The following is a 26,386-nucleotide window of genomic DNA, read 5'->3' on the forward strand; positions in this document are numbered from 1 at the left end:
TTGCCTTATCTCTTTTGCCTCATTTTTTCTTCCCCAGCCTTATTTTCACCTTCCCTTTTTCATCGTCTTCGGCTACAAGGTGCACTACTATACCGCGGTTACGGCGTTTGGCCAGTTCTTTTTTATCGGTAATATCTTTGTCTTTTTCGGGGTTACGCAGTGGAACATTTATATATATAAGAGTGCCTTTACCAAAGGAATACACTCCCTCAATATCCATATTCAGTACCGAACTGCTTATCTGCATGGGCGACACCTGCACCTTTTCGCCCTGAATATCAAAGCGGCCTTTCAGGTCCTTAAACTCAATATGCTTCACATCCCTGAACGGAAAAGCAAACTTACCCACACTCACCACCGGATCAAAATTCACCAGCTTACCATCAGCCAGGTTAAAGGCAACCCCTCCGTTTACAGAACGTGGCAACACCGCCCCACTCTGGGTAATGCCACCGGTAACATCTGCCTTTGCAGAGAACTTGCCACTAATGTTTTTATGCGTAAGGCTTTCCAGCCCGAAGTTGTCAAAGGCATACATAAACTTCGGCAGGTTCACATCCTTCACCTCTGCCGAAACCGCATAGCGTGTTATATTTCCGGGACTCACCGTGCCACTCAGTTTCAGGCTGCCGCCCGCGTGGTACAACCCGGCATGCTTCACTACGATATTACCCTTATCGGTAAGCAGTACATTAGCTGTGGCATTTTTGGCCGCGAATTTTTTATAATAGAGGTTATCCACCTTCATTTTCATGTCTACCGTACATTTTTCAAACAGCTCATCAAGATCTGTAGTAATACCCTGCCCCCCGCCCGAAGCCTTTTTACGGATGGTATACTGTGTTTTTTTACGTGTTTGCAGGAACGCCATAAACTCACCCAGGTGCAGTTGCGGGCTGTATACATTCCAGTTCAGCACCAGCTTTTCGGGGTCACTGTAATACAGGTTCAGGAAGTTACTAATGCTGCCGTTCATATTAATAACGCTCTGCTTCGTTTTTAAGACCACCTTGCTTATATATAGGTTGTCCCGGTTAAACCGCAGCGCCACCGACACATTATTAAACCGCAGCTTACGCGGCACGTAGGTAATATCGGCATCTTTGATGTTTATTTCACCCTGGGCTATAGGCTTCACAAGCTTAAAGTTCTCCACATCTGCCCGGAAACGCAGCGATGCATCTACAGTACCCTCGCCCAGCTTCAGCAGATTGGCATCAATAAGCCCAGCGGCATCGGCTACTTTAAAGGCCGAGGTAACACTACCCACCGCCAGCGGATGGTCCAGGTCCCGGATTTCCACACGCGGCATGGCAAAGGAGATCCCCTCATATTTACCCATAAGCCCAAACAGCTTAATGGCTGAGTTGGCATCGTCATACGCTTTTCCGGCCAACCGGTTATTGGTAAACACCCCGAAGAAGTTACAATCTTTAATTACTCCACCAGGGGTAACGAGTTCGTTGTCTGCTACACGGGCATTCACCTGTATCAGCGGGTCGCCGCCGGCATTAAAATCGCCTACCAGGTCACACGCCACTTTTATGGGCTGCTTAATATCAAACATCATCAGCTTTTTGGTAATGTTTGGCGATAGTAACGCAGCAGCGTCCTTCCACAATATTTCATTATTTTCTATCGTAAAGTGGAATATCGGCGTTTCACCCAAACCAAGCTTCCCGCCTATCATAAAATGTTCGCCGCCTATATCCAGCCTTTTTTTATTGATGACAAGTTCCTTTTCTTTCTCCTTATATAGAAGGTCGAATGTCCCTTCAAGGGTTTTGTTTTTTATAAAACTGCCGCGTATCGTATTAAACGCCATACTTTCGGCAAGCGCATCCAGGCTTACATCAGCCTGAAATCCCCCGCCATTATAATCAACCGCTGCCTTCAGGGCATTTACCTTAAATTTATACAGCTTGTTGGTTTTGCGGTTATCGGCAGTAAACTGCACATCGTCCAGCAGCAAGCGTTTCAGTTCGGGAAGCCCTCCCCCGCTGCTTTTGCCGTCGACAGTGGTTTTCTTCTTCCGGAAAACATCGCTGTTAGTATAACCATTGGCATCGGTATACAGGTCTATGGCAGCATTGGCAAGGCGTATCTTTTTAATCTGGATAGTACCACGGAGCAAGGCCATGGTATTTACAGCAACTTCGGCAGTACCGGCTTTCAGGAACGTATGCTTGTGGATGTGGTATAAACTGTCGGTAAGGGTAAGCCCGGAAATGCGCAAACCCACCCGCGGGAAATCAGACACCAGGGTTACGTCCATTTCCTTCATGGTAAGCGTGCCCGACACCGACTGGTTAAGGCTTTCGGTTACCGATTGCTGCACCTCAGCCTTGTGGGTATACACATACAGGGCCAGCCCAAGGTAGGCCGTAACCAGGAGCAGAAGCAGTACCATAAAAACTTTACCGGCTATTTTTAATACGCTGCGGCGTGGGGGTTTGGGGATTTGCATAGTGGTGACTGATTATCAATCCCATAAATTTAATTAAGAAAAAACTGAAAAGTTTTTAGTATTTGTTAAAATGTTAATCTCTGTAGCTGGCAAAGTTTCTACCACTAAGGTCACGAAGTTTTTCACGGAGTTCACAAGGCAACCTACGGATGAATTTTACACAAAGGTTTCAATCCCGAAATCGGGATTGACGGACACAACGATGGAACGTAAAACTTAGTGAACTTCCAAGCCTGGAATAAGCCTTACTTATATACTTTGTGAACTCAGTGAAAAACTTTGTGGGCGTTGTGGTAAAAATATCGTAGTGTTTAACAAAACTATATAAAATGAGTGCGGACGCTCTCGCGTCCGCACTGCCCCCAGAAAATAAACGCACCAAAATCGACATTAGTGCATTGTAAAAACAACTGTATCGTGTCGAAAAGACAGAAACCATTTCGTTTAGATACGCTGCAAAAATAACGCTATAGAAGCGCTTTATTGCCGTTTACGTTATAGACAAAATATAGACAAGTTCCATTTTCAGGATGTTTTTTTCATAGAAATGCAGGCTTAACACATAAAAATACCTTGTTCCTTTTTAAAACATTTACGAATATCAACACTAATCATTATATAATAAAATACCTACAAAATATAAAATTGGTGTTATTTCCAATACATTGTCTCTATACTAAAACCTACCGTAAAAGCACCTTCTTTTACCCACTCGCCCTGGCTGGTATTACGCGCCACTACAGATGGCCCTAAAAGCGCCGCCGAAAAACGGATTTTTGCAGGGTCGCTTTGGAGCCATTCCAGTGTTACAAAAAAATCGTCTTCCACCATCAGGTTGTATTTTGCCAGGTCCACCACCATAGGGCCGGGGTCTTTCGGCAGGGTTACAAATATATTTTGCGATGTAAGCGGCTTATCGGGCAAGCCTTTTTTCACACTGTAAAAATTAAGCCTCATCTTCACCGGCGGGTTGTCCTGGCTTGTTACCTGCGCGGTAAACTTCAGCAGTTTTGCCTGGCTGCCGTTCATACGGAGCAATACCCCGAGTTCGTTACCAAGGTCATTAGACGTAAAACCCAATACCATACTTTTAGAAGTAGTATTGCTGCCCAGTGTTTTCAGCTTTGATTTCCTGTTTGAAACTACCACCTCCTCCAGGTTTATGGATTCTGTAGAAAGCTGTATCGTATTATCTGCCGAAAGCTTTTTCAGGAAATCCTTCACCAAAAAATTTTGCGTAGCATAGCCAATAGATGAAATGCGCAGCGTATCGTTATCATACCCTTGCGGTATTACAATACTAAAACTACCGTCTTCGCCCGAAACGGTACCGATGCCTTTGCCGGCGACACCTATATTTACAAACGGCACGCCTTCGTTAGTCGCGGCGTCTTTAAGGATGCCTTTTGCCTGCTGTGCATGTACCACAAGCCCTGCAGCAAGCACCAATAGCGTAATGATTTTTTTCATGATGATTTTGGTTTTAACAAATATAAGATTTTAACAAAAAATTAAAGGCATGACATTTATCATAATTTGCCCGAAGGTTACACTGTTTCTTTGCCTTTTATCTTACCCAAACTATGCTGTAAAATGCAGCCTTGCTTTATGACACACTACAACAACTCCGCACACACCTTCCACATCCCCGTTATGGGGCTGGCGTATACTATAGATACGCCCATAAGGCTGGCACACTTCGGTATATCGTCGTGCATTTCCATAACCGACGACGACCTTTGCGAAAAGATGGCCGCCTACTTTTCTAAAAAGTTCAGCCTGCCGTACCAGGCCATTTCTGCCAAAGCGATTGACCACAGGGCGCAACGCATAAAGCAGTACCTTAACATGTTGGACACCATAGTAAAGCAGAAGTTTGAGGATTTTAAGGCAGAACTGGCTGAAAGCAAGCCCACGCTGGACAGATTTCTGGAAATGCTGCCCAACAAGAGTTCGCTTAAGGAAGGCCTGGAACAGATAATGGCCGAAGGCAGCCAGATGGCAGAGAACATTAAAGCCTACCTGGAACAGCACTTTTCGCCGGGCAATATTGATGTGAACATCATGACCAAAGTGGACAAGGAAAACCGCGACGAAAAAAACAACCTGTTACCGGTGGAATATAACGATGCCCATGCATCACTGCGTGGTTTTGCGGAAAGCGGACTTACCTCATCGGTAGTGCTTTCGGCAGGGATGAACCCGAGGCTGTACAGCTACTTTGAAAACTTTGAAGATTTTTACCCCGATGAAAACGGCAACTTTAAAAAGAAGATCGTACTCAAGGTAAGCGACTTCCGTTCGGCATCCATACAGGGGGCATTTTTGGCAAAAAAAGGCCTTTGGGTATCAGAATACCGTATAGAGTCAGGGCTGAACTGCGGCGGCCACGCCTTTGCTACCGACGGTTTGCTTTTGGGTCCGATATTAGAAGAATTTGCCCAAAAGAAAAATGAACTGGCAACATCGGCGTATACGCTTATAGTAAAAGCTTTGGAACAAAAAGGGCTTACCATACCCGCTAATATACCCGAAATGTTTATCACAGTCCAGGGTGGCGTAGGTACCGCCGAGGAGCACGATTTTTTATTAGAACATTATAAGGTAGCTTCTGTAGGCTGGGGTTCGCCTTTCCTGTTGGTACCAGAAGCCACTGCCGTAGACGATGCTACCCGAAAACTATTAGCCGATGCCGGTGAAGACGACCTATACCTGAGCAACATGTCGCCACTGGGTGTGCCTTTTAATACCGTACGCGGCACCACTAACGAGCAACTGAAACAGGAACGTGCCGCCAAAAACCGCTACGGCAGCGCCTGCCCCAAGAAATACCTGGCCCTTACACCCGGCGAAGATGGGTTGGTTTGCACAGCATCGCGTAAATTTCAGGAGCTGAAATTAAACGAACTGCTTACCGAAAATGACATACAGGCCATGATGGAAAAATCGTGCCTGTGCGTGGGGCTTTCATCGCCTGCATTAATGGAAAAAGGCATCCCCGTAAAAGGCGAACAGCAGGGTGTAGTGGTATGCCCCGGCCCGAACATGGCCTACTTTACCGAGGAAGTTTCGCTGGGCCGTATGGTGCGCCACATTTATGGCAACGATAATGTAATTACCGTACAGCACCGCCCGCATATATTTATTAAGGAGTTGGATTTATACGTAAACCATCTGGAAAAGGAAGTTGGCCTGCTAACCGAAGGCAATGCCCAACAACTGAAAAAGCTGAAAACCTTTAAGCAAAACCTGCTGGAAGGTATACGTTATTATGTGAATCTCTTTGCAGAAAACAAGAGCTGGTTTGCGCCTGAAAGGGAAGCCATAAACACAGCACTAAGCACCTACAGGCAACGCGTTGAAAACCTGCTTGCTGAAGCACCGGCACAACCTGCCGATGCGTATATTTGCAGTAAACAATGTGCTGCCTGCAAATGCCAAACACAAGCCTCTACTTTATAGCCATAATACTGCCGGGGGATATCTCTGCTGAGATAATCTCCTTTAAGCAGGAAGTGGCCGATACATACAACTCAAAAAAGGCGCTCAGGGTGATGCCGCACATTACCCTGAAAGCGCCTTTTACGGTTAACAGCAACGAAGACGAAACCGTGCTGAAGTGGTTTACCAATATAAAAACCGACGCCGTACCATTTGATGTAAAACTGGATGGTTTCGGGGCATTTGACAATGCAAAGAATCCCGTCCTCTTTGTAAAACCCGAAGCTTCTGAAGAAATGGCGGTATTGCAAAAACAGGTCATAGCCGCTTTTAAAGGGCAATTTTCAGGCATACCTGTGCATTTCCATGAAGAGGAGTTCCACCCGCACATTACTATTGCATACCGTGACTTAGAGTATCCTGAATTTGAAAAAGCATGGACAGTTTTTAAAGGCCGGGGGTATAAAGCAGGTTTTGTTGCAAGTGATTTTTCGTTGTTAAAGCATAATGAGGAGCGCTGGGAGGTTGTTACTGTTTTTAACCTAAAAGCTAAGTAACTAAGCGGCTCAGTAGCTAAGCTGCTTAAAAAGAAAACCCCACCAGTTGGCAGGGCTTACACATATTATAGTATCTTTTAAAAAACTACAGGAACATACCGCCTGAAGCTTCTATACGTTGGGCTGTAATCCATCGGGCATCGTCAGTGCACAGGAAGGCAACCACGCCGCCTATATCATCCGGAAGCCCTACCCTGCCCAGGGCAGTTTGCGATGCAATGAAGCTGTTCACCTGGTCGTTATCGCGCACTACTCCCCCACCGAAGTCGGTTTCTATAGCTCCCGGCGCTACAATGTTTACACGGATGCCCCTTGCGCCAAGCTCCTTAGCCTGGTATTTGGTCAGGGTTTCCATACCGCCTTTCATGCTGGCATAAGCCGCATAACCCGGTGTGCTGAAACGTGCCAAACCTGTAGAGATATTGATGATACCGCCACCATCGTTAAGTATGGGTAGTGCCTTTTGCGAAAGGAAAAACGGTGCCTTAAACTGTATGTCTACAAGGGTATCAAACTGTTCTGTAGTGGTCTCCGCAAACGAAGCGTGTATACCTATACCGGCATTGTTCACCAGGAAGTCGAATTTCTCCGCACCAAAAACATCTTTAAGCGTAGTGGTTACATTAGTAAAAAACGCATCAAAGCCATTAGCATCGGCTACGTTTAGCTGTAGTGCAGCCGCCTTTTGCCCAAGCGATTCTACCGCTGCAACTACTGCATCGGCTTCTGCCTTCTGGCTGTTATACGTTATGAGTACGTCAAGGCCTTTTTTGGCAATGGCTATTGCCATGTTTTTGCCAAGGCCACGGCTTCCGCCGGTTATTAGTGCAATTTTAGATTGTGCCATAATGTTGTATATTTTGTTATTTAACAAGACAAAGTTAGGCAGCAGATAGCGCTAAAAAATGGTGGACTCTTCAGTATTTAGCCTTAGTAGTTTCAGGCTTAAAATTTCAGGTGTTGAAAGAAACGGCTACCCCAGCTTCACCTCCCCGGCGGGGCTAAAAAGCTTATCGGTACCGGCCAGGCGGCGGCGGATGATAACGCGGTCGCATACCCATTCGTTTTCGTATTCAAACGCGGTGAAATCGATACGCTCAAAATCGGTATCGCTTATGTTTCGCGCTATGGTAATGTGTGGCACCATCGACAGCTTTTGCTTGCGTTCGGGCTTGTCTACAATACTCGTTTGGCGGTATTTTGGCTTGGGTGCGCGTTTTTTTGTTGGGTTCTTTATGGCTACGGCCAAGCGGTCTATCGGCTCTGGGTTTTCCGGTTTCAGGTACAGGGTATATTCGGCACCATGGTGAAAATGCCCATAGCCGTTTAGCTTTATGGTAAACTTACTTTCGCCTGCCAGTGCTTTCTTTACCAAATCCCTCATATTGGACGATTCAAAAGCCTCGGTTTTCAGCAGGGTTATGTGCGCTATGCTGGTGCGGTCGCGCCCGGTTATGCCTATCTGTTCGTGCAGCTGTTGCTTCAGGCTGTCTACATCGTCCTTAACGGCATCGCTGGGCGAAAGCAGTATGTGGTATTCATACAGCGTTTCCGGGAACAGGGTAAGCTGGGTGGTATTTGCGCTTCGTTTTGCCATAAGTGCTGCAAAAATAATAAGTTCTTACTTAACTTTATAACATACAATACCTGTTAAAACTATAATATGTAACATCCGATTTTAAATTTGATGTAGTATATTTACAATGCGCATATGTTAAAATGAGAACCGGCTATGGATAATTCCCCCCAAAAAACCAAACTACAGCTTAGCGAAGAACGCTACCAGAAGATGATAGCCGAAGTGCAGGATTACGCCATAATCCTTATGGATACCGAAGGTAACATCCAAAACTGGAACCTCGGTGCACAACATATTAAAGGCTATAACGAAGATGAGATTATAGGGCGCAACTTCAGGTTGTTTTACCGTGACAGCGACCGTAAGACATTACTTCCGGAAAGACTTATAGACGAAGCACGGAGGACCGGCCGCGCCATGCACGAAGGTTGGCGTGTGCGGAAGGATGGTTCTACGTTTTGGGGCTCAGTGGTTATTACGGCGTTGCATAATAAGGACGGCGCTGTTACCGGATTCAGTAAGGTAACGCGCGACCTTACCGAACGCAAACTGGCCGAAGACCAGATAAGGGACTATGCCCGCGATATAGAATACCGCAACCGCCAGCTGGAGGAGTTTGCCTATATAGCATCGCACGATTTACAGGAACCGCTGCGCAAGCTGCAACTGTTTGCCGACCTGCTGCAAAGCAATATACACAACCCCGAGAGTGCCGTGGTGTACAGTGGCAAGATAGCGCAGTCGGCTAACCGTATGTCGAACCTTATTAAGGGGATATTACAGTACAGCCAGCTGAGCGCCGACAGTGAATACTCAGACTGTGTAAACCTTAACAGCACCTTGCTGGAGGTACAGGAAGACCTCGACCTGCTGCTACGTGAAAAAAATGTGGCCATAGAGGTACTGTCGCTGCCGTGTATAAAAGGAAATTCTACGCAAATGCAGCAGCTGTTTACCAACCTGATAAGCAATGCCATAAAATTTTCGGGACAGGTACCGAGGATAAGCATAAGCAGTACTGCGCTTACCGATAAGGAAACGGCTTCGCTTGGCGCAAAGGCCCCCGGCTATATTAAAGTTAATGTTACTGACAACGGTGTGGGTTTTGACCAGCATTATGCCGAACAGGTATTTAAAATATTTAAGCGCCTTACCGATAAGCCCGGCACGGGGATAGGCCTGGCACTGTGCAAAAAGATTGTGGAAAACCACCGCGGTACCATTGCAGTAGCAAGCAAGCCAGATATGGGGACTACCTTTACAATATTATTGCCTGCTTTTTAGTTAACCTGAAAAGACAAACCGTAACCACCCCATGAAACCGTACTGTATTTACCTTTCGGTAATGGCCTGTTTTATATTTTGCATAAGCTGCCACAGACAACCTGCATTGGCACAAAAGCCTGTGTTTTATTATTACATCTACGATTTTGAATCCGATGGGCCTACAGATTCGCTTAAAGCCTACAGCGATGTGCCGTGGGAGGAATCATTGGAACTCTATACTGATACCGATACGCTGAACAAAACGGTGAGCATGATGGTGCATATGGGCATCTTTAAGCTGAACGGGCAACGGTTTGCTGTGATAACCGACACCACCGGTACGGCATTTTATAAGTTCAATGGAAAGCAATACAAGCGTATTTTCAAGGATGCGCCTTCCATTGCTTTTATGATAGATCCTATGAAGTTTGCCGACTATAATAAAGATGGCTATACCGATGTGCTGTATGCGGTGTCATCGGGTGGGTCGTATGGCGATGATTGCTTTTTACTGTTTTATGACCCGAAGACAAAGAATCTTATTTATAACGAAGAACCAGACCTGCGCAATGCCGAAATACACGACAGCATAGTGCGTTGCGGTAGTAATATTTGGGCTACCGAGTATGTTATTGACAGAAACAGGCTTTGGCTGTACAAAGATGAAGCTGTAATACAAACCGATACGGCCTGGATTCGCAAAAGCGTGATTACCTATAATAAAGCCGGGCTTGAAGTAAGGCGCGATACCCTTCCAATACCTGATGATGGTGAAGAATAGCGGATTAAAAGGTTTTTTAAAATAGCTATATTTAGTATCTTGCGGCACGCTATAACGTTTTACATTAACCTTCATGAAAAAAATTACCTTACTGCTTTTTGTCCTGTTGTGTTTTATTAGTAGCAATGCCCAGGAAAAGAAAACCCTGACCTATTTTGTAAACGACACCACCAAGCTGCAGCTCGACCTGTTTTTGCCTAAAGCGAATAAAGCCAAGGGCAAAGAAAAAACACCGTTGCTTATACACGTGCACGGCGGCGGGTTTTCGTCAGGATCGCGGGAGTATGGGTATGCCATTTGCCGTGAGGCGGCCAAAAACGGCTACGCAGCAGCAACCATAAGCTACAGCCTGTACATGAAGGATAAGAAATTCAGTTGCGACGGCATCCTGACCGAAAAAGTAAAGGCATTCCAGATTGCGGCCAACCAGCTTTGGCAGGCCACGTTATATTTTGTAAAGCACAATAACGAGTATAATATAGACATCAGTAAGATATTTATTTCGGGCAGCAGTGCCGGTGGAGAAACTGTGCTTCATGCCGCCTACTGGGACCGCAGCCTTATGAACCTGTATACGGCTAAGTTGCCAAACGAGTTTAAATATGCAGGTGTAATATCGGGTTCGGGTGCTATTATGGACCTTAACCTTATCACTAAACAAAATATGGTTCCCATGATGCTGTTCCACGGCAGCTGCGATAATGTGGTGCCGTATGCCACTGCCGCCCACCACCTGTGCCCTACTAACAGCAGCGGCTGGCTAATGTTTTTCGGGTCATATTCGGTATATAACCGTATAATTGCCCTAAACGGCAGCGCACACCTGTATACGTTTTGCAACGGCGGGCATGAGTATAGCGACGAACTGTTCAGCAAGCAGCCCGAAAAGACCGTAGCGTTTATGACGGCGGTACTTGCAGGCGAAAAAATGCAGGCACATACCATTATAAGCACCGGGAAAACCTGCCAGCGCGACACTTATGGTTTTTGCGAGTAAATCTAAACTATTCGTTATTGCAATTGTAGCCGTAATTGCATTGGTAAATATTATTGCCCTTTTCTTTTTTACAGATGATTATTGGGTAAATTCAGGCCATAAAAGCATTAGCTGTAAAGATATTACCACACTTTTGATTGCTGATTTTATTGTCATCACCTTGCTCATTCTGAGAAAGCAGGTGCAAAAAAGACATTAATTTTCAATCGTTTAGACTCCCCAATGTTAAGTTTTTGCTGAAAATGAAAGACTTAACATTGGAAATCCGTATATTTATTTCAACAATGTTAATTTTGCGTTACTTAATTGTAAAATAAAATACACCAAGTGTTATGAGCCGAGAAGAACTAAGAGTTGTAGAATTTGTAGTTACCGAAAAAGGTAAAACAAAAAAGGGTAAAAAACCATCTAAGAAAGAAGTAAGGAAACTGGGCTTTTTCCATGTATGGGCTACTACAGGCAAAGGCACCAAGAAATTTACCGGCCTTGTGGAAGATGCCGAAACCGGCCTGCTGGTTGAAATTGGCTACAAAAACATCCGTTTCCTGAGCGAAGCAGAGCTTGATACGCTTACCGATGCGGCTATTGAAGAAGCGGAAGCGCTTTTCCTTGCCGAAGAAGCTGCTAAAGAAATTTTAGAAGCCGATACTGAAGCAACTGCCGAAACCACTGAAGCCGAAGCTACAGAAACTGAAGCTCCCGCTGAAGCCCCTGTTGCCGCAGCTAAGTCAAGGCGTACCAAAAAAGCTTAACACTAAACTACTATACACTACTTTTCAGGCATCCTTTCGTTTTTACGGAAGGATGTTTTGTTTTTAGAGATAATTTTTTAACACCAAACATAAATAAGTTAAAATTATTATAATAATAACAAAACCTCTATATTTGGAAATTCTTAAACAACACTAAACAAAGATATATGTCTATTTGGAGAAGGAAACCACTGGCCCAGTTACTGGCAGAAGCTTCTGAATCAGAGAAGGGATTAAAAAGAACGTTAACCGCATGGTCGCTCGTAGCGCTGGGTATAGGTGCTATTATAGGTGCCGGACTCTTCGTGCGTACAGCTACGGCTGCCGCCCAAAACGCCGGCCCATCGGTAACATTCGGGTTTATTATAGCGGCTATTGGCTGTGCCCTTGCAGGGCTTTGTTATGCCGAACTTTCTTCATCTATTCCTATTTCGGGTAGTGCATACACCTATACCTATGCCACTATGGGCGAGTTCCTTGCGTGGATCATCGGTTGGGACCTTATCCTGGAGTATGCCGTAGGTGCTGCTACCGTGGGTATTGCCTGGAGTGAATACCTCAATAACCTCCTGGTCAACGTCCTCCATACTAATCCGATTCCATACGAATGGTGCCACTCACCATTCCAGTCATCAGGTGATTTGCACGGTATTATCAACCTGCCTGCTTTGGGTATTGTTGCTGCCATAAGCCTGTTGCTTATAAAAGGTACGCAAGAGTCGGCGTTTGTAAATGGCCTTATCGTATTGGTAAAAGTTACAATCGTTGTGCTTATCATTATACTTGGCTGGCATTTTATCAACCCGGTTAACCACGAAAATTATATTCCTGCTGCTACTACGTATATGGATGAAGCAGGGCTGCCGCACAACTTCGGTGGTATTATGGGTATACTTGGTGCTGCCGGCACGGTGTTCTTTGCCTTTATTGGCTTCGATGCCGTTTCTACCGCTGCACAGGAAACCAAAAACCCTAAGCGCGATATGCCTATAGGTATCCTTGGTTCGCTTGCTGTGTGTACTGTGCTTTATATTCTTTTTGCTCACGTACTTACAGGAGTTGCAACTATCGAAGATTTCCGTACTACAGGTAAAGAAGCCTCAGTAGCATTTGCAATAAACAAATACATGATAGGCTATGAGTGGCTTGGCCAGTTTGTAACCGTGGCTATACTTTTCGGATTCTCATCGGTTATCCTGGTGATGCTTCTGGGCCAAAGCCGTGTATTCTACGCTATGGGTAAAGACGGCCTGCTGCCAAAATACTTTGGCGACCTGCACCCTAAATTCCAGACTCCTTATAAAGCCAACCTTGTAATCCTTGTTATCGTAGGCTTATTCGCTGCGTTTGTTCCCGGCGATGTAGTGGGTGATATGACGAGTATCGGTACGCTGTTCGCATTCATCCTTGTATGTATCTCAGTTATCGTACTCCGTAAAAGGGAACCAAACATGGTGCGCGAATTTAAAACGCCGTGGGTGCCTGTAGTGCCTATACTAGGCGTAGTAGTGTGCCTTGCCATGATCTACGGCCTTGGATGGGCTAACTGGCTAAGGCTTATCGGCTGGATGGCACTGGGCTTTATATTCTATTTTGGCTACAGTAAAAAGCATAGTAAACTGGGCAAGGAAGATGCCTCTGCTTAAACAAACAAACACATATTTTTTCAGTCAAAATCCTGCCCTTGCGGCAGGATTTTTTATTAGATGCCAATTGCTATATTTGTGTATGGAAAAACGTGAACTGCGCCAAAAATACAAAGCCCTGCGTGCTGCCTTGTCGTTAGAAGACGTAGCGGCAAAAAGCCTGGCTATAGCCAATAATTCACTACAGCTTGATATTTGGGATAAAACGTATTTCCACCTGTTCCTTACCATGGAAAACCAAAGGGAGGTGCATACCGACCTTATACAGCACATACTATGGGGCCGTGATAAAGATATTGTGGTGTCTAAATCGGATTTTGAAAGCTGCACCCTGCAACACTACCTGCTTACCGAAAGCACACGCCTAATAATAAGCCCCTACGGCATTCCTGAACCCGCAGACGGTATAGAAGTACTTCCCGCCAAAATAGACGTGGTTTTTGTGCCCCTGTTGGCTTTTGACGGCAAAGGCCACCGTGTGGGCTACGGCAAGGGTTTTTATGACCGTTTCCTGGCAGCATGCAGGCCCGATGCGGTTAAGGTTGGACTGAGTTTTTTTGGTGTGGAACCAACTGAAATACCGCATAACGACACAGACATACCACTTGATTTTTGCATAACCCCGAATAGGGTTGTTTCTTTTTAAAAATCACTGAAAGGCACAGAACAAAAAAGCCTCCACATTGCTGTGAAGGCTTCTGTAAAATCTGTGGTCCCACCTGGGCTCGAACCAGGGACCACCTGATTATGAGTCGCAACCTATCTATTTTCTTTAATTTTCTCGCTTTTTCATTTAGCTTCTAAAAGCTTAGAAACAAAGGGCTAAGGTAGAAATTATTTTTCACTTCGTTTCTTCAATTTTCCTTTTTCTGCTATTTTTGTGTGCAAATTGTGTGTGCAACACTTTATAAAATCTCATTACTATGTTTAGCTACTCCAAAGACGGAATTACTGTTGCCTCAATGTTCGACAAACGAAAAGTAAACCAAAAAGGAACATATCCGGTCAAAATTCGTGTAACATACAAAAGGAATAGACAGTATTACTCCACTGGTTTAAGTTTAACACTTGAACAGTGGGAAGCATTACCTTCCAGTAAATCAAAATTGCTAAAAGAAATTCGTGAAAGCGTAGAGAATAGTTTTGGCTTGGTCAAAAAGAATGTAGAAGCACTTGCTGAAAAAGGGGGCTTCTCTTTTGACACGCTTAATTTAAGATTGAGTAAAGCAACTGGAGACACAGTTAACAGCGCCTTCCGGGCTAAAATAGCCAATCTTAAAAGAGAGGAGCGTATAGGATCAATGGATATGTGTGTAACCGTACTAAAAAACATTGAAAAGTTCGGAGGAACATCTTTGCAATTTGAAACAATATCTGTTGACTGGCTTAAGAAATTTGATAAACATCTTTTAATCGATAAGAGTCATTCAACTGTAGGTATGCATATGCGTGAGATACGCACGATAATGAACGAGGCAAAAAAGGCTGGAGTAATAAAAGACACACAATATCCTTTTGGTAAAGACAAATATGAAATTCAAACAGCAGAGGGAACTAAAAAGGCTTTGACTCTACAGCAGATTGGTCAAGTAGTTCGATTTACTGATGGTAGCGAAATTACCGAAAGATATAGAGACTTATGGTTTTTTATCTATCTATGTAATGGGATAAATGTCGCTGACCTGGTAAAACTGAAATATAAAAATATTAGGGATAATGAAATTTGTTTCATTCGCCAGAAAACTGAAAAGACAACAAAGACGAGGAAAGAGATACGTGCTATAATGACAGAGGAGATGCAGGCAATCATTAAACGTTGGGGCAATAAACCTCAACCAGATAACTATATCTTTCCATATATCGATGGTAGAGAGGATGCTGAAAAGCGTAAGAGGATAACTAAAGATTTAACGAAGCGAATTAACAAACGTATGAAATTGATTGGAGCAGAGTTGGGCATTGGAGACATTACCACTTATGCAGCCCGACACAGCTTCGCTACGGTCTTAAAACGCAGCGGCACTAACATTGCCTTCATTAGTGAAAGTTTGGGCCACAACGATCTTAAAACTACTGAGAGCTACCTGGCAAGTTTTGAAAAAGAGGAAAGGGTTAAGAATGCTGGGTTATTAACGAAGTTTTAGGTTCAGAGATGTTTCAATGATATTATAAGATGGAATCTCATACTATGAGATTCCATCTTATAATTCTTCTTTGACTAAAAAAATTATTAGGAACTAACTCGTCTTCCATAAAATTCGTCATGTAACAAATTTGGTAGTATGATTCTCCAATTAACTTTCAAATTTGAGCTTCTTATTACGACTAATCAAAGATTTTAAACAAATAGCATTCATCAGATGGAGTTGAATATCCTTTGTAATTGTATTCGTGAGCTCTAACATAACAGATTTGAACTTTTGGATTTTCAATTGCTGCTAATGCAATGCCTACAGTAGAAACTTTGTTATTTAATGGTGCTATAACTATATTATAATTTTTGTACTTGTCGATTTGGAGTTTTATTTGTTCTTTAGTGTAAAATGGATCCGTTAGAGAAAATTCAAAAGTTTCAGCAAAAGGATATACTTCAAGCAAATCAATATGCCTCTTCCTATTAATAGTGTAATGATTGGAATAAATAGAATCATCTGAAGGCCCAATCCCTATACTAACCTTCTCAAATTCCAAGTTATCTATCAATTTTGAAGTTCTTTCAGACTCAAAACCAAAAAGAATTACTAAATGATTTTTTTGAGATGGATTGATAATTCCCGGATAACCTAAAACTGATCGGATTGTTTTAATTCCTTTAGACAACCATTTATCATTATCCTCACCTTCATTTATAGAGTATTCCTTTGCTCCTACATATACAAGATGTAGATTTTTAATTTTCTCTTTATATATATTTAAAAATCTTATTAAAATGAGCAAACCTTCATGTGTAAATGTCGAAATATCAATCACTGCGTTTTCAACATAATCAATTTCCTGAAACTTATTTAATAAACTTCTAGCCGTAATAAGAGGATCATCTGTACTGAATTCTATTATTTCACTATGTGGAATCGTTTTTGAAATTGCAAGATTGTTTAAAAAAAACTCTTGTTCATTTTCATTTACCGCAAACCAGACATTTTCAATAGAATTTACATCAATAGAATTTAAAAAAGAAAAACACCTATCCTCAAAAGAAATAGCACCAATAAATAAATCTATTTTTGGCAAACTTGATTTAATATTTTCTAATTTATATGGCTTCATTGACATAATCTTCAAATAATTCTAATTGATTATCTTTTGGTGTATTGGCGTCATATTCCTTATTTTCGATTTTCTTGAGGAAACTTTTTTGATTAGCAATTGCCAAACTCATCATTGTTGAGGTTAGATAGAGATAACCAGAGAAACTCATTGGGTCTAGTTTAAAATATGGGGCTAGCATCCTATTCAAGATATATAATTTTGACCGTCCTAAGCCGCTCTTTGATGCCAATGTTGCAGTATGAAAATAACCATAAACAACGCCAAGTTTTAAAACCTCACGCAGTTCTTCATCAAGTTCATGATCAAAATAAAAAGCAAATTTCCTTCTCTCAGTACTATTCGATTCTAAAATTATCCTAAATGCTTTTCCTAAAGAATCTATGAGATTCCTCAGTTTTTTATGTTTATTCAATTTATCCTCATCTAAATGCTTATCATCTAACAATTTTTCAAACTCATTAGATAACATTCCATAAGAATATTGGTTAATCTCCGTGTTCTGTATATTAACCGGTATATAACTTATAGGTGCTTGTGTCTGTTGAGCGTTTAATGTAGAAGTATACATTTTAGCAGCCAAATCTAAAAAGCTTCTAATAATGCCGGAAGAAAGATGCACTAATTGATCAAATCCGGCATAGCTATAAGTATATTGATTTTTTAATTTGACCATATAATCTGGTCTTGCATTTCGATAAGCATAATCATAAGCTTTTTGCTTATCATTAGTTTCAATTAGCTTTTGTCTCTCTAATTCCTCAAATAAATCTTTAATTGCTTTGACTTGTTTAGAGTCTTCAGGGAAAAAATCATTGGCTGATACTTCAATACAAGAGATATTATTCAACCTCTTTTCGACAATCTCTTTAACATTACTATTATATCTGCCTTTTTGCTCAGATGTGTAGACTTGATTTAAAGTGATTTCGAAATAATCATGAGGTGAGTCGATTTTCGAACCTTTAGTTGTAAAATATGTTTGATACTTAAGTTGAGTTGATATTTTAAAACAAACATAAGAAGTACTCCGGAATGATACCCAAGAATTTAGAATTTTTGTTTGTGTCAGATTAAGTTCATCAGCATCATCAACTAATAAGTATAATGGCGCATTTGGAAGAAAATCAAAACTTTTTAATTCTTTTAAGATTGGCAATAAGAAGTTTTGGTATAAGCAAAGCGGCCCCATATATGGTAATTTGTCATTACCGCATATCAATTTTGTAATATAAGAGATTATAAAATCCGACTGAATATCCGAGCATATTAAATTAATACTTTTAAATACATCCGTAATTGAATAAACTCCATCTAAAACGATCTCTTCAGTTGCGCCAGCCTTTTTTAATAACTTATTGAAAAACGCTACAAAATTTTGAATCGATTCTATATTAATATCGCACTTTGAAAAATCCTCTTTCGAAAGACTATCAAAAATCACGATAGAAAAATAAATAACTAGATAGTGTTCGTTAAGAAGATTTCCTCCATGACTTTTCTCAAGAATTTGAAGTTCAGTCAGATTGAGCGAAGTTTCCTTTATAGGTACATGTACTGAATAAAAATCAATTTCATTTATCTTTTTTTTGAACTTAAGCATTTGACAGTCTGGTTTCATTATCCGGAACATCATGCTTTTTCCAGACCCACGAGGGCCATGAATAAATGTATTACCATGATTTAGCACCTGATAATAATCTTTAAACACATCGACAAATAGATTCAAAGCCTCATTAGCCTCAATTTGATCGGGTGTTAAATACTGAAACGGGTTTTTAGTATGTGACTGTAACATCCTTTAGTTTTTGATCAATTGACATTTGACAAATATTTTCACCTGAGTAATCACTTAGACCAGGACATAACGATAATATCCCTTCTGCTGAAGCACTAGGATAACCTATTTCTCCTATATCATATATAATATGATACTTAATAGGTCTATTCCTGTCATCCTTCTTCTTACTTGTAATTGCTATATCTACTCTTATTTTGTCGATAATTAGGTAAGGTCTAGTAAACCTCATGCAATACATTCTCTCAAGATGTGTTTTATAAGTTCTGTCGTAAATTTCATTTATTAAATATACCTCTCTTTCCTCAAGATTGCCATTAATCTTAACTTTCTTTTTATATTTTCTGCAAAGGTCTTCTTCTTCTAAATCAAAAGATAAATTTATTTGAGAAGCTGGGATATCAATTTTAATAGAATGTAGACAATAAGAAAATTTATGATAAATTTGAGCTTCCTCAGGTATTTCTTCAGATAAGAGTTGTAAACGACTTGCCCTAGTTCTATCATCAGCCAATTCATCAGCAAATTTTAAAATAGCAGCTAATAAAGGTTTTCTAACTTCCATATCAAGTATCTGTTCATTGTTTAAATCAGATATCTTATCTTTAGGATTGCCACCATGAGCTTCAGCGATATCAAAAATAGAATCCCATTCAATTCTATCATTACCCGCTTTTACTCCATATTTCTCAATCACCGCTAATCCGTTGATTTCGTGATTTTCTCGACCTAGAATATTTCCCACATCATGAATGTGTATACCCATAAGTAGAAGGTAGAGTTCGTATTCAGACAATTCAATGTCAGAGTCTTTTATAAGCTGTGTAGCCCTAAAAATAACTTTTTTAATATGTTCAGGACCATGGTCATTTAAATAACCTCCATCAACTACCATTCCTCCCTTCTCAACGTAAGGATGAACCCATTTGTTTAATTGGCCAGACATATATTTATATCTAGTTACATATTCATCATTGCTGGGAAATAAATGTGGTTGTTTTTCGTCAATTGACAAAAAGTACTCTTCAATAGTTTTATGAGGACCTAAATTCATTGGTTTAATAAAATTTTATCAAATATCGCTTTTGCTAAATATGGTGGTACGGCATTACCTACTTGTTGTTGTTGTTCATTCAATGAGCCTTTAAATTCAAACCAGTCTGGGAAAGATTGTAGCCTAGCAGCTTCACGAACAGATAAGCCTCTGTCCTCTGTGGGGTGAATTAACATATTTTTTCTGTAATTTCCAATAACAACTGACGGTTTATCTAAATGCAAACGATGATATATACCAGTATGACATCTACTTACATCTTTATATGTATCCATATATTCAGTGGGAACATTTTTCCAATTTCCGCCTTGAGGTATATATTTGTATCGTTCTAAAACCTTTTCTGTATTAGTGCTTACACAGTGATTTTTACATTTAACTAAATCACCACGAAGAGTTTTTGAATAATTATGAACGGCTAAAGACTTATATTCAAGTTCATTTTCTTTATTACCATTAAGTAGTGAAGGTAAATCATTTATTGCTGAACCGACATTAACACTGTCAGACATATCCGATTCAGGAAATTGAAAGTCAATTCCGTGTAGAGATCCTACAATAAACAGCCTAGTCCTTTTCTGAGGTACCCCAAAGTTTACAGCATTTAAAATTTTGTAATTTATAGTATAACCTAGTTCCTTAAACTTCTTAATTATAGAATCTAAAAAAAAACCATTATCAGTCCCTACAAGTCCTTCAACATTTTCTAAAACAATCCAATCAGGCTGCCAGATATTTGTAATTCTTGAGAATTCTTCAAACAACCAATTACCTATGTTGTCTCTATTTCTAGTTTTGTGATTACTACGTGAAAAGCCTTGACAAGGTGGCCCCCCAAATAGGATTTTTTGCTCGTTTTTCTTTGCCTTTATCGGTACTGAGTGAATGTTTCTTATATCATCATTCAGCACTAATGCATCTGGGTGATTATATTGAAAAGTTTCGGCCGCGAATCTATTAATTTCAACTGCCATCTTAATGTTTATAGAGGACATTGAAGCACCTAAAGACATGCCGCCAGCTCCCGAAAATAATTCTATACCAATCATACTGCCACAGGAGCTTTAATTGCTGGATGTGGATTATAATTTTGAATTTCAAAATCTTCAAACTTGAAAGAAAATATATCCTTCACTTCCGGATTTAATATTATTGTCGGATATTGTTGTGGCGTTCTACTAAGTTGCAAATCAACCTGGTCAAGATGATTAAGGTAAATATGAGTGTCGCCGAGAGTATGAATAAATTCACCAGGCTGTAAACCACAAACATGCGCAAACATCATAGTTAAAAGTGCATATGAAGCAATATTGAATGGGACGCCTAAAAACATATCTGCACTTCTTTGATACATCTGACATGACAGCTTACCTTCCGATACATAAAATTGAAATAAAAGGTGGCATGGAGGCAGTGCCATTTTATCAACATCTGCTGGATTCCATGCAGTAACAATTATTCTCCTTGAATCTGGATTATTCTTAATTGCTTCAATAGCTTTTTTTATCTGATCAATTTGATTTCCGTCAGGAGACGGCCAATTTCTCCACTGCACACCATATACAGGACCTAATTCCCCATTCTCATCTGCCCATTCGTCCCAAATAGTAACATTATTGTCCTTAAGATATTTAATATTGCTAGAGCCTTGTAAAAACCAAAGCAGCTCATGAATTATAGACTTTAAATGAAGTTTCTTTGTTGTAATTAATGGGAAACCCTTTTGAAGGTCAAATCTCATCTGATATCCAAAAACACTCAGCGTACCTGTTCCTGTCCTATCTGTTTTTTTTAAACCATTCTCTTTTACAAATCGAAGTAATGTTTCGTATTGATTAAATTCACTGGTTTGGATTTGCGATGACATAATAAAAATATTTGTATTATCGGTTGTTTCAATTTGCAAAGTTAAATAATTAATATAAGCTAATATATTTCGATTCAATATAAAATATAAAAATATTTTGCAATGAACTAAGTGAACTAAATATCTATTATTAAGTAATATAACTAAGACTAATATCTTTATTTAGACTTAAATATAAATAATGCTTCACTTCAATCACTGGTGCGTATAAGATTTTAATTATCAACTTATAATTATTGAATCCATAGGATATATCATAAAATGAAATTCAACAAATTATGAAAGGATTAGTAGCCCATTACATTGTCTCAATGAAAAAAGTTGAGAAGCAAATTAGAAAGGAAAAGCAGAAGAAGTTACAGCAGGAATTTGAAGATATACAAGACCTGACATTTGAGGAAACGGTAGCTTATTTTGAATTCTCAAATAACTATAAAAACGTATTGGATATAGATTAATTTATATCTTCATCATTAAATTAACGGCAACAGCCCTATAAAACAGTAAACTTTTTATATTTGTATTGTCTGCACAAGGTGTGGACTGACATATTAAACATAGGAAGTGTTTAACTTATTTCTCTCTAACGAAATCTGGTAAATTTTAGGACGAGAATAAGTGAACTGTTCCGCGCTATATCTTTTAGCGTGGGCTGTTGCTTATTTAGTCCCAGGTCTTACCAGAGCCCGTTAGATAAATTCGTCAGCAGTACCCACGCTTCTTTATATCTAACTAATTATTCTTCGGGGCTGGGGATATTGCGATAATTATGATATAAAAACCAACTGCCTTTTATTCTAATTCAATCAACTTATTAATTTTTACTTATCATGAAACATGGAATTACTTTTCTATGCGCATTTACGTGTTCATTGGCGGGTGCACAGACAGTATCATCATCCGCTATAAGCTCATCTGGCGATTCACAGACTAATTCTCAAATAAAAGCATCCTGGACTTTAGGAGAGCCTGTAACGGGTCTCATGACTAGCTCTGGAACTCAATTAAGCAATGGTTATCACGTCCAAATGAATCTGGAGGCATTATCTGTTACTTCGCCTGACTTAAAGGCATCAATACTGCTTTATCCAAATCCGGCCGAAGCATACTTAATGATTCGACAAGAATCCATGCAAAATCTTTTTGTAACAATCTTTAACCAATCGGGGCAAACTGTATTAAGTCAATCTGTAGATAGTATTGAAGCTAAAATCAACTTAGAGAACTTGTCGACTGGGGTTTACATTGTGAGATTCAACTCAACGGACCAATCAAATATTAATACTTACAAACTAATTAAAAAGTAACATGAAAAAAATAATATGTATTCTGTCTCTAATTATATTCGGAATTTCATCTGCTCAATCTCCACAAGGGATAAATTATCAGGCTACAATAAGGAACTCGGCCGGAAACCTTTTAATCAATCAAAATGCCGGAATCAGATTTACGGTGCATCAAGGAGCCGCCGATGGTCAATCTGTTTATACAGAACAGCATAATACTACAACAGATGATTTAGGGGCAATCAAGTTGGTTTTCGGACAAGGAACTCCTGTAACAGGAGCATTCAATCAGATAAATTGGTCATTAGGAAATTATCATTTAGAAATTGAAGTAAATACAGAAGCAGGATTTACATCGTTAGGGAGTACCCAGCTTTTGAGTGTTCCATATGCTTTATATGCTGAAAGGTCTGGTAGCAGTTTTTCTGTAAACATAATTCAAAAAACAGGAAGCATGTGGGACGACCTTAATGGGAATGGCTTCGAAGATAATGGTGAGATTGTGGAATATAAGTATTTGGATATTAATATTCATATTACGCCTGGTGATGATGAGAATTTTATCCAAGAAGGTTATGTTATTGGCTTAACTCCAAATGTGGATGTAAATAACAATGTATATTATGCCGATGAGGGTAGCGAACAATTTTCAGAAAACAATGGAATGTTGCTAAATACAACATATTATATTCGCGGTTGGGCAAAGAAAAGTGATAACACATACATTTACGGGAATACAAAAACAATCACTGTTCCCTAATAATATTTACTTAATTAAGGTGTGCTTCGTGCACGCCTTTTTTTTGCCCATACTTCAGTGAGATTACCGTTATCAAAATGATCAATGACTTTTCGTATTATAATATCTTGAAAATACTCCAGGCTAAGATTTTTGTTATTTATTAGAATTGCCTCATGTTATGAATCCTATGAGATAAACAATTCTCATAGAATCTAAACTTAAAAAATTATTCATTTCTCTTTCTTACATATACTCGAAACACACATCCAAATTAAAAGTGTTTTTTATGAGATAATATAATTTTCATAAACTTTATGAAAATAGGTCATCTCATAATTTCTAAACACAAAAAATATTCATTTTCATTCCTTATATGTACTAGAAAACACATTTAATTTGAACGTGTTTTTATTATGAGAATTATATTATCTCATAAACTTTATGAAAATAAGTTATCTCATAAATTCTAAACTCGACGAATTATTAATTTTCCCCCTTATGGGTATTTGAAAAAACACTTCAAAAGGTAGTGTTTTTTGCTTATGAGAATGATTTATCTCATGAATCGGCGACACCATTAGCTTTCATAAATTCTAAACACCAAATATTTTAAGTTTTTGTTTTTCATGTCATATCAAAAATTGATTAAATAAATGAATTCAATTTTACAAAAAACTATACTTGAAATTAATAGTGAGAAGCTTTGAATTTTGTAATTCTCATAAAATCAAGATCTCCCATAAATCGAATTTTTGACTTTTCCCCCTGATGTATATAACCCGAATAGAGAATCAAGCTATTCATTATCATAAAATCATGGTACATAGTACAAATTTAAGTTTTGAAAAACTGCCGGAAGCAGTTTTAAAACTAACTGAAGAAGTAGTTGAAATCAAAAGACTTCTTAGAAAAGAATTTGAAAGTGAAACTACAAAGGTTTATTGTTTCAACAGCGAAAACACTGTTTTCTTTTTTAAAGAATTAGGGATTAAAATGAGTAAGAGCAGACTTTACAAACTCACTTCTAAGAATGAAATTCCTTTTTCTAAACTTGGTAATCAATTAATGTTTGAACGAGATGAACTTCTTAAATGGATTAACGAGTACAAAATTAATTCTGTTGATAAGAGTAATGCCTCTATTGCCTCTTTATCCGAGTCAGCAAGAAACAAGTCTAAATCTAAAACAAACAAAAAATGAGTAAATTATTGTTTATTCCTGAAGGCACGAATTTCAATAAAATCGCCCTTGAAACAATTTTCGAAGATGATAATTTTGAAAAAATAAAAGATGTGCAAAATGAAAAAAAGCTAATTCTCAATGAAAATAAAATCCCTGTTCATGAGAGTTTAATGCTTAAACATATTACATCTATTGATGTGTTTAATGTATTGCTTAATCATATCAATCCGATTGACTTTGCATTAGAAGCGGGAGGAGAAAATTTGCTGCATTTGAGAAGCATGTTAGATGATGCTCGTGATTCAAAAACCAAAACCAGTATCGAAAATAACATTAAGAAACATGAGCCACAACTGCTTGAAAAAAATGTAATAATCATCAGAATCCTTATTCAAATCGCAGAAGAATTGGGTTATGGTATAGGTGTGTCAAATATGACATGTTATTTATACAATGGAAAATACTGGGAAAGTGTGCCAATAGAAACTATTACAAATTTCTTGGCTGAATTTTCTATAAAGGCTGGTTTGAGGCCTATAGAAGCACAACAGTTTAAGCAAAAGGAGAATATTACTAAACAATTTTTCTGCGATGCAGAAATCCCACAATTTAATAATCTTAAATCAGAAATAAGGATTCCTTTTAAGAATGGAACACTTTTAATTAAAAATGGGACGGTCGAATTTGTTGATTTTAGTATGCGGCACTTCTTAAAATATCAACTTCAATTTGACTATGATCCAGACGCTAAAGCCCCAATGTTTCAAAAAACTCTTGAACGTATTTTACCAGATAAAAGGTTGCAGAATATTCTCTTTGAGTTCTTTGGATATGTTTTTGCAAAACACTTGAAACTCGAAAAAGTGCTTATCCTTTTGGGGCCTGGAGGTAATGGCAAAAGTGTCGTCTATGAGATTATAAAAGAAGTATTAGGGAAACAAAATGTCACAACTTTTACTATAGAGTCACTTTGCGATCCTAAAAGCCATACAAGGCCTTTGATTAACGGTAAACTTTTAAACTATTCCAGCGAGGCAAATTTTGGGAAGTTTGAAGCTGATATTTTTAAGACACTTGCAAGTAATGAAGCTATTGAAGCTCGACATTTATTTAAAGATTCGATGATAATTGAAGACTATTGCAGATTTTGCTTAAACTGCAATGTCTTGCCGAAAAACATTGAAAACAGCGATGCATTCTACAGAAGATTTTTGATAATACCATTTACAGCAAAAATTACCGAAGAGGAGAAAGATGTTGAACTGCCTCAAAAAATTATTGCAACTGAGTTACCGGGTATATTAAACCTTATAATTGAAGGTATGAAAAGGTTAATTGAACAAAAATATTTTACAAAATCTTCGGTTGTGGAAAATTTAGTTTCAAACTTTCGTAAAGAATCAAATAGCTTACTTACATGGCTTGATGAAGAGATGTATAAACCTTCAGATAGCCAAAAGATGCGAGTTATAGATTTCTATCAGTTTTATAGGGATTTCTGTAGGGAAAGTGGATTCAGCCCTTTAAATAACAATAATTTTAAATCTCAACTTCGTAACGCTGGTTTTGAAATTAGTAGAAGTACTAATGGCTATTATCATGTATACTATGAAAAGTTGATTCCTGGAGTTGATGATTCAGCGGTAGTGATAAATCCTAAAGCCGATAGAATCTAAGAGGCCTGAAAAAAAGGCTAACTTCGTC

Annotated in this window: 23 protein-coding genes; 14 read left to right on the forward strand and 9 right to left on the reverse strand. The window is 39.3% G+C overall.

The features are described from left to right. Positions 1-19: 19 nt before the first annotated feature. Together ACZIX4_RS15215 and ACZIX4_RS15220 are read right to left on the reverse strand one after the other, a co-directional pair. Positions 20-2,467: an AsmA family protein gene (locus ACZIX4_RS15215; protein WP_463336494.1), complete on the reverse strand. Its 2,448-nt coding sequence runs from the start codon at positions 2,465-2,467 to the stop codon at positions 20-22. A 651-nt stretch (positions 2,468-3,118) separates the two neighbouring features. After that, entirely contained in the window at positions 3,119-3,937 is an 819-nt protein-coding gene (locus ACZIX4_RS15220) for a carboxypeptidase-like regulatory domain-containing protein (RefSeq protein WP_463336495.1), read from the reverse strand. 138 nt (positions 3,938-4,075) lie between these two features. Between ACZIX4_RS15220 and ACZIX4_RS15225 the strand changes: the two genes are divergently transcribed. Both ACZIX4_RS15225 and ACZIX4_RS15230 read left to right on the forward strand, forming a co-directional pair. Continuing rightward, positions 4,076-5,929 (forward strand): hypothetical protein, encoded by a 1,854-nt coding sequence (locus tag ACZIX4_RS15225; protein ID WP_463336496.1) that lies wholly within the window; start codon positions 4,076-4,078, stop codon positions 5,927-5,929. After that, complete coding sequence (locus ACZIX4_RS15230) at positions 5,902-6,465, forward strand: 2'-5' RNA ligase family protein (RefSeq protein WP_463336497.1); 564 nt, start codon at positions 5,902-5,904, stop codon at positions 6,463-6,465. The genes ACZIX4_RS15225 and ACZIX4_RS15230 overlap by 28 nt, the downstream gene beginning before the upstream one ends. A gap of 85 nt (positions 6,466-6,550) precedes the next feature. On the opposite strand, the gene ACZIX4_RS15235 is transcribed toward ACZIX4_RS15230, so the two are convergent. Both ACZIX4_RS15235 and ACZIX4_RS15240 read right to left on the reverse strand, forming a co-directional pair. After that, positions 6,551-7,312 (reverse strand): SDR family NAD(P)-dependent oxidoreductase, encoded by a 762-nt coding sequence (locus tag ACZIX4_RS15235; protein WP_463336498.1) that lies wholly within the window; start codon positions 7,310-7,312, stop codon positions 6,551-6,553. A gap of 126 nt (positions 7,313-7,438) precedes the next feature. Next, entirely contained in the window at positions 7,439-8,062 is a 624-nt protein-coding gene (locus tag ACZIX4_RS15240; protein WP_463336499.1) for a 2'-5' RNA ligase family protein, read from the reverse strand. Positions 8,063-8,197: 135 nt separating this feature from the next. On the opposite strand from ACZIX4_RS15240, the gene ACZIX4_RS15245 reads away from it, so the two are divergent. The 7 genes from ACZIX4_RS15245 (at position 8,198) to ACZIX4_RS15275 (ending at position 15,630) form a co-directional block, all read left to right on the forward strand. Next, positions 8,198-9,328 (forward strand): sensor histidine kinase, encoded by a 1,131-nt coding sequence (locus ACZIX4_RS15245; protein WP_463336500.1) that lies wholly within the window; start codon positions 8,198-8,200, stop codon positions 9,326-9,328. A 31-nt stretch (positions 9,329-9,359) separates the two neighbouring features. Then, a complete protein-coding gene (locus ACZIX4_RS15250; RefSeq protein WP_463336501.1) occupies positions 9,360-10,091 on the forward strand; it encodes a hypothetical protein in 732 nt (243 codons plus the stop codon). A 73-nt stretch (positions 10,092-10,164) separates the two neighbouring features. Further along, entirely contained in the window at positions 10,165-11,088 is a 924-nt protein-coding gene (locus ACZIX4_RS15255; RefSeq protein WP_463336502.1) for an alpha/beta hydrolase, read from the forward strand. Between the two features lie 332 nt (positions 11,089-11,420). After that, positions 11,421-11,840 (forward strand): hypothetical protein, encoded by a 420-nt coding sequence (locus ACZIX4_RS15260; protein ID WP_463336503.1) that lies wholly within the window; start codon positions 11,421-11,423, stop codon positions 11,838-11,840. Positions 11,841-12,007: 167 nt separating this feature from the next. Further along, positions 12,008-13,486, forward strand: coding sequence for an amino acid permease (locus tag ACZIX4_RS15265; RefSeq protein ID WP_463336504.1), 1,479 nt, complete (start codon positions 12,008-12,010; stop codon positions 13,484-13,486). 82 nt (positions 13,487-13,568) lie between these two features. After that, positions 13,569-14,132 (forward strand): 5-formyltetrahydrofolate cyclo-ligase, encoded by a 564-nt coding sequence (locus ACZIX4_RS15270; protein WP_463336505.1) that lies wholly within the window; start codon positions 13,569-13,571, stop codon positions 14,130-14,132. 277 nt (positions 14,133-14,409) lie between these two features. Next, positions 14,410-15,630, forward strand: coding sequence for a tyrosine-type recombinase/integrase (locus ACZIX4_RS15275; RefSeq protein WP_463336506.1), 1,221 nt, complete (start codon positions 14,410-14,412; stop codon positions 15,628-15,630). Between the two features lie 181 nt (positions 15,631-15,811). On the opposite strand, the gene ACZIX4_RS15280 is transcribed toward ACZIX4_RS15275, so the two are convergent. The 5 genes from ACZIX4_RS15280 to ACZIX4_RS15300 are packed head-to-tail and all read right to left on the reverse strand — an operon-like array spanning position 15,812 to position 21,472. Next, positions 15,812-16,753, reverse strand: coding sequence for a hypothetical protein (locus ACZIX4_RS15280; RefSeq protein WP_463336507.1), 942 nt, complete (start codon positions 16,751-16,753; stop codon positions 15,812-15,814). Next, on the reverse strand, positions 16,740-18,551 hold the full coding sequence (locus ACZIX4_RS15285; protein ID WP_463336508.1) for an ORC-CDC6 family AAA ATPase: 1,812 nt from the start codon (positions 18,549-18,551) through the stop codon (positions 16,740-16,742). The genes ACZIX4_RS15280 and ACZIX4_RS15285 overlap by 14 nt, the downstream gene beginning before the upstream one ends. Continuing rightward, the gene (locus ACZIX4_RS15290; RefSeq protein WP_463336509.1) at positions 18,532-19,605 is read right to left on the reverse strand and encodes an HD domain-containing protein; all 1,074 of its coding nucleotides are present in this window, start codon (positions 19,603-19,605) and stop codon (positions 18,532-18,534) included. Before ACZIX4_RS15290 ends, ACZIX4_RS15285 begins: the two co-directional genes overlap by 20 nt. After that, positions 19,602-20,654 (reverse strand): DNA cytosine methyltransferase, encoded by a 1,053-nt coding sequence (locus ACZIX4_RS15295; RefSeq protein WP_463336510.1) that lies wholly within the window; start codon positions 20,652-20,654, stop codon positions 19,602-19,604. Before ACZIX4_RS15295 ends, ACZIX4_RS15290 begins: the two co-directional genes overlap by 4 nt. Then, positions 20,651-21,472 carry a thymidylate synthase gene (locus tag ACZIX4_RS15300; RefSeq protein ID WP_463336511.1) on the reverse strand — a complete coding sequence of 274 codons (822 nt, stop codon included), beginning with the start codon at positions 21,470-21,472 and terminating at the stop codon, positions 20,651-20,653. The genes ACZIX4_RS15295 and ACZIX4_RS15300 overlap by 4 nt, the downstream gene beginning before the upstream one ends. Before the next feature lie 278 nt (positions 21,473-21,750). Here ACZIX4_RS15300 and ACZIX4_RS15305 point away from each other — a divergent pair, with 278 nt between their 5' ends. The 5 genes from ACZIX4_RS15305 to ACZIX4_RS15325 all read left to right on the forward strand — a co-directional run bounded on the left by ACZIX4_RS15305 (position 21,751) and on the right by ACZIX4_RS15325 (position 26,358). Further along, complete coding sequence (locus ACZIX4_RS15305; protein ID WP_463336512.1) at positions 21,751-21,930, forward strand: hypothetical protein; 180 nt, start codon at positions 21,751-21,753, stop codon at positions 21,928-21,930. 372 nt (positions 21,931-22,302) lie between these two features. After that, positions 22,303-22,779, forward strand: coding sequence for a T9SS type A sorting domain-containing protein (locus ACZIX4_RS15310; protein WP_463336513.1), 477 nt, complete (start codon positions 22,303-22,305; stop codon positions 22,777-22,779). A gap of 1 nt (position 22,780) precedes the next feature. Then, on the forward strand, positions 22,781-23,518 hold the full coding sequence (locus ACZIX4_RS15315) for a hypothetical protein (RefSeq protein WP_463336514.1): 738 nt from the start codon (positions 22,781-22,783) through the stop codon (positions 23,516-23,518). Positions 23,519-24,316: 798 nt separating this feature from the next. Beyond that, a complete protein-coding gene (locus ACZIX4_RS15320) occupies positions 24,317-24,700 on the forward strand; it encodes a helix-turn-helix domain-containing protein (RefSeq protein WP_463336515.1) in 384 nt (127 codons plus the stop codon). Continuing rightward, complete coding sequence (locus ACZIX4_RS15325) at positions 24,697-26,358, forward strand: DNA primase family protein (RefSeq protein ID WP_463336516.1); 1,662 nt, start codon at positions 24,697-24,699, stop codon at positions 26,356-26,358. The genes ACZIX4_RS15320 and ACZIX4_RS15325 overlap by 4 nt, the downstream gene beginning before the upstream one ends. Positions 26,359-26,386: the final 28 nt, after the last annotated feature.

Source organism: Flavobacterium niveum (assembly GCF_055231775.1).

Excerpts from the sequence above, each read along its gene's own strand:
- ACZIX4_RS15320 (WP_463336515.1), top strand. The coding sequence starts at position 24,317 with ATGGTACATAGTACAAATTTAAGTTTTGAAAAACTGCCGGAAGCAGTT.
- ACZIX4_RS15235 (WP_463336498.1), bottom strand. The coding sequence starts at position 7,312 with ATGGCACAATCTAAAATTGCACTAATAACCGGCGGAAGCCGTGGCCTT.
- ACZIX4_RS15305 (WP_463336512.1), top strand. The coding sequence starts at position 21,751 with ATGAAAGGATTAGTAGCCCATTACATTGTCTCAATGAAAAAAGTTGAG.
- ACZIX4_RS15315 (WP_463336514.1), top strand. The coding sequence starts at position 22,781 with ATGAAAAAAATAATATGTATTCTGTCTCTAATTATATTCGGAATTTCA.
- ACZIX4_RS15245 (WP_463336500.1), top strand. The coding sequence starts at position 8,198 with ATGGATAATTCCCCCCAAAAAACCAAACTACAGCTTAGCGAAGAACGC.
- ACZIX4_RS15220 (WP_463336495.1), bottom strand. The coding sequence starts at position 3,937 with ATGAAAAAAATCATTACGCTATTGGTGCTTGCTGCAGGGCTTGTGGTA.
- ACZIX4_RS15230 (WP_463336497.1), top strand. The coding sequence starts at position 5,902 with ATGCCAAACACAAGCCTCTACTTTATAGCCATAATACTGCCGGGGGAT.
- ACZIX4_RS15215 (WP_463336494.1), bottom strand. The coding sequence starts at position 2,467 with ATGCAAATCCCCAAACCCCCACGCCGCAGCGTATTAAAAATAGCCGGT.
- ACZIX4_RS15325 (WP_463336516.1), top strand. The coding sequence starts at position 24,697 with ATGAGTAAATTATTGTTTATTCCTGAAGGCACGAATTTCAATAAAATC.
- ACZIX4_RS15255 (WP_463336502.1), top strand. The coding sequence starts at position 10,165 with ATGAAAAAAATTACCTTACTGCTTTTTGTCCTGTTGTGTTTTATTAGT.
- ACZIX4_RS15265 (WP_463336504.1), top strand. The coding sequence starts at position 12,008 with ATGTCTATTTGGAGAAGGAAACCACTGGCCCAGTTACTGGCAGAAGCT.
- ACZIX4_RS15240 (WP_463336499.1), bottom strand. The coding sequence starts at position 8,062 with ATGGCAAAACGAAGCGCAAATACCACCCAGCTTACCCTGTTCCCGGAA.
- ACZIX4_RS15310 (WP_463336513.1), top strand. The coding sequence starts at position 22,303 with ATGAAACATGGAATTACTTTTCTATGCGCATTTACGTGTTCATTGGCG.
- ACZIX4_RS15275 (WP_463336506.1), top strand. The coding sequence starts at position 14,410 with ATGTTTAGCTACTCCAAAGACGGAATTACTGTTGCCTCAATGTTCGAC.
- ACZIX4_RS15300 (WP_463336511.1), bottom strand. The coding sequence starts at position 21,472 with ATGTCATCGCAAATCCAAACCAGTGAATTTAATCAATACGAAACATTA.
- ACZIX4_RS15250 (WP_463336501.1), top strand. The coding sequence starts at position 9,360 with ATGAAACCGTACTGTATTTACCTTTCGGTAATGGCCTGTTTTATATTT.
- ACZIX4_RS15225 (WP_463336496.1), top strand. The coding sequence starts at position 4,076 with ATGACACACTACAACAACTCCGCACACACCTTCCACATCCCCGTTATG.
- ACZIX4_RS15295 (WP_463336510.1), bottom strand. The coding sequence starts at position 20,654 with ATGATTGGTATAGAATTATTTTCGGGAGCTGGCGGCATGTCTTTAGGT.
- ACZIX4_RS15290 (WP_463336509.1), bottom strand. The coding sequence starts at position 19,605 with ATGAATTTAGGTCCTCATAAAACTATTGAAGAGTACTTTTTGTCAATT.
- ACZIX4_RS15260 (WP_463336503.1), top strand. The coding sequence starts at position 11,421 with ATGAGCCGAGAAGAACTAAGAGTTGTAGAATTTGTAGTTACCGAAAAA.
- ACZIX4_RS15285 (WP_463336508.1), bottom strand. The coding sequence starts at position 18,551 with ATGTTACAGTCACATACTAAAAACCCGTTTCAGTATTTAACACCCGAT.
- ACZIX4_RS15280 (WP_463336507.1), bottom strand. The coding sequence starts at position 16,753 with ATGAAGCCATATAAATTAGAAAATATTAAATCAAGTTTGCCAAAAATA.
- ACZIX4_RS15270 (WP_463336505.1), top strand. The coding sequence starts at position 13,569 with ATGGAAAAACGTGAACTGCGCCAAAAATACAAAGCCCTGCGTGCTGCC.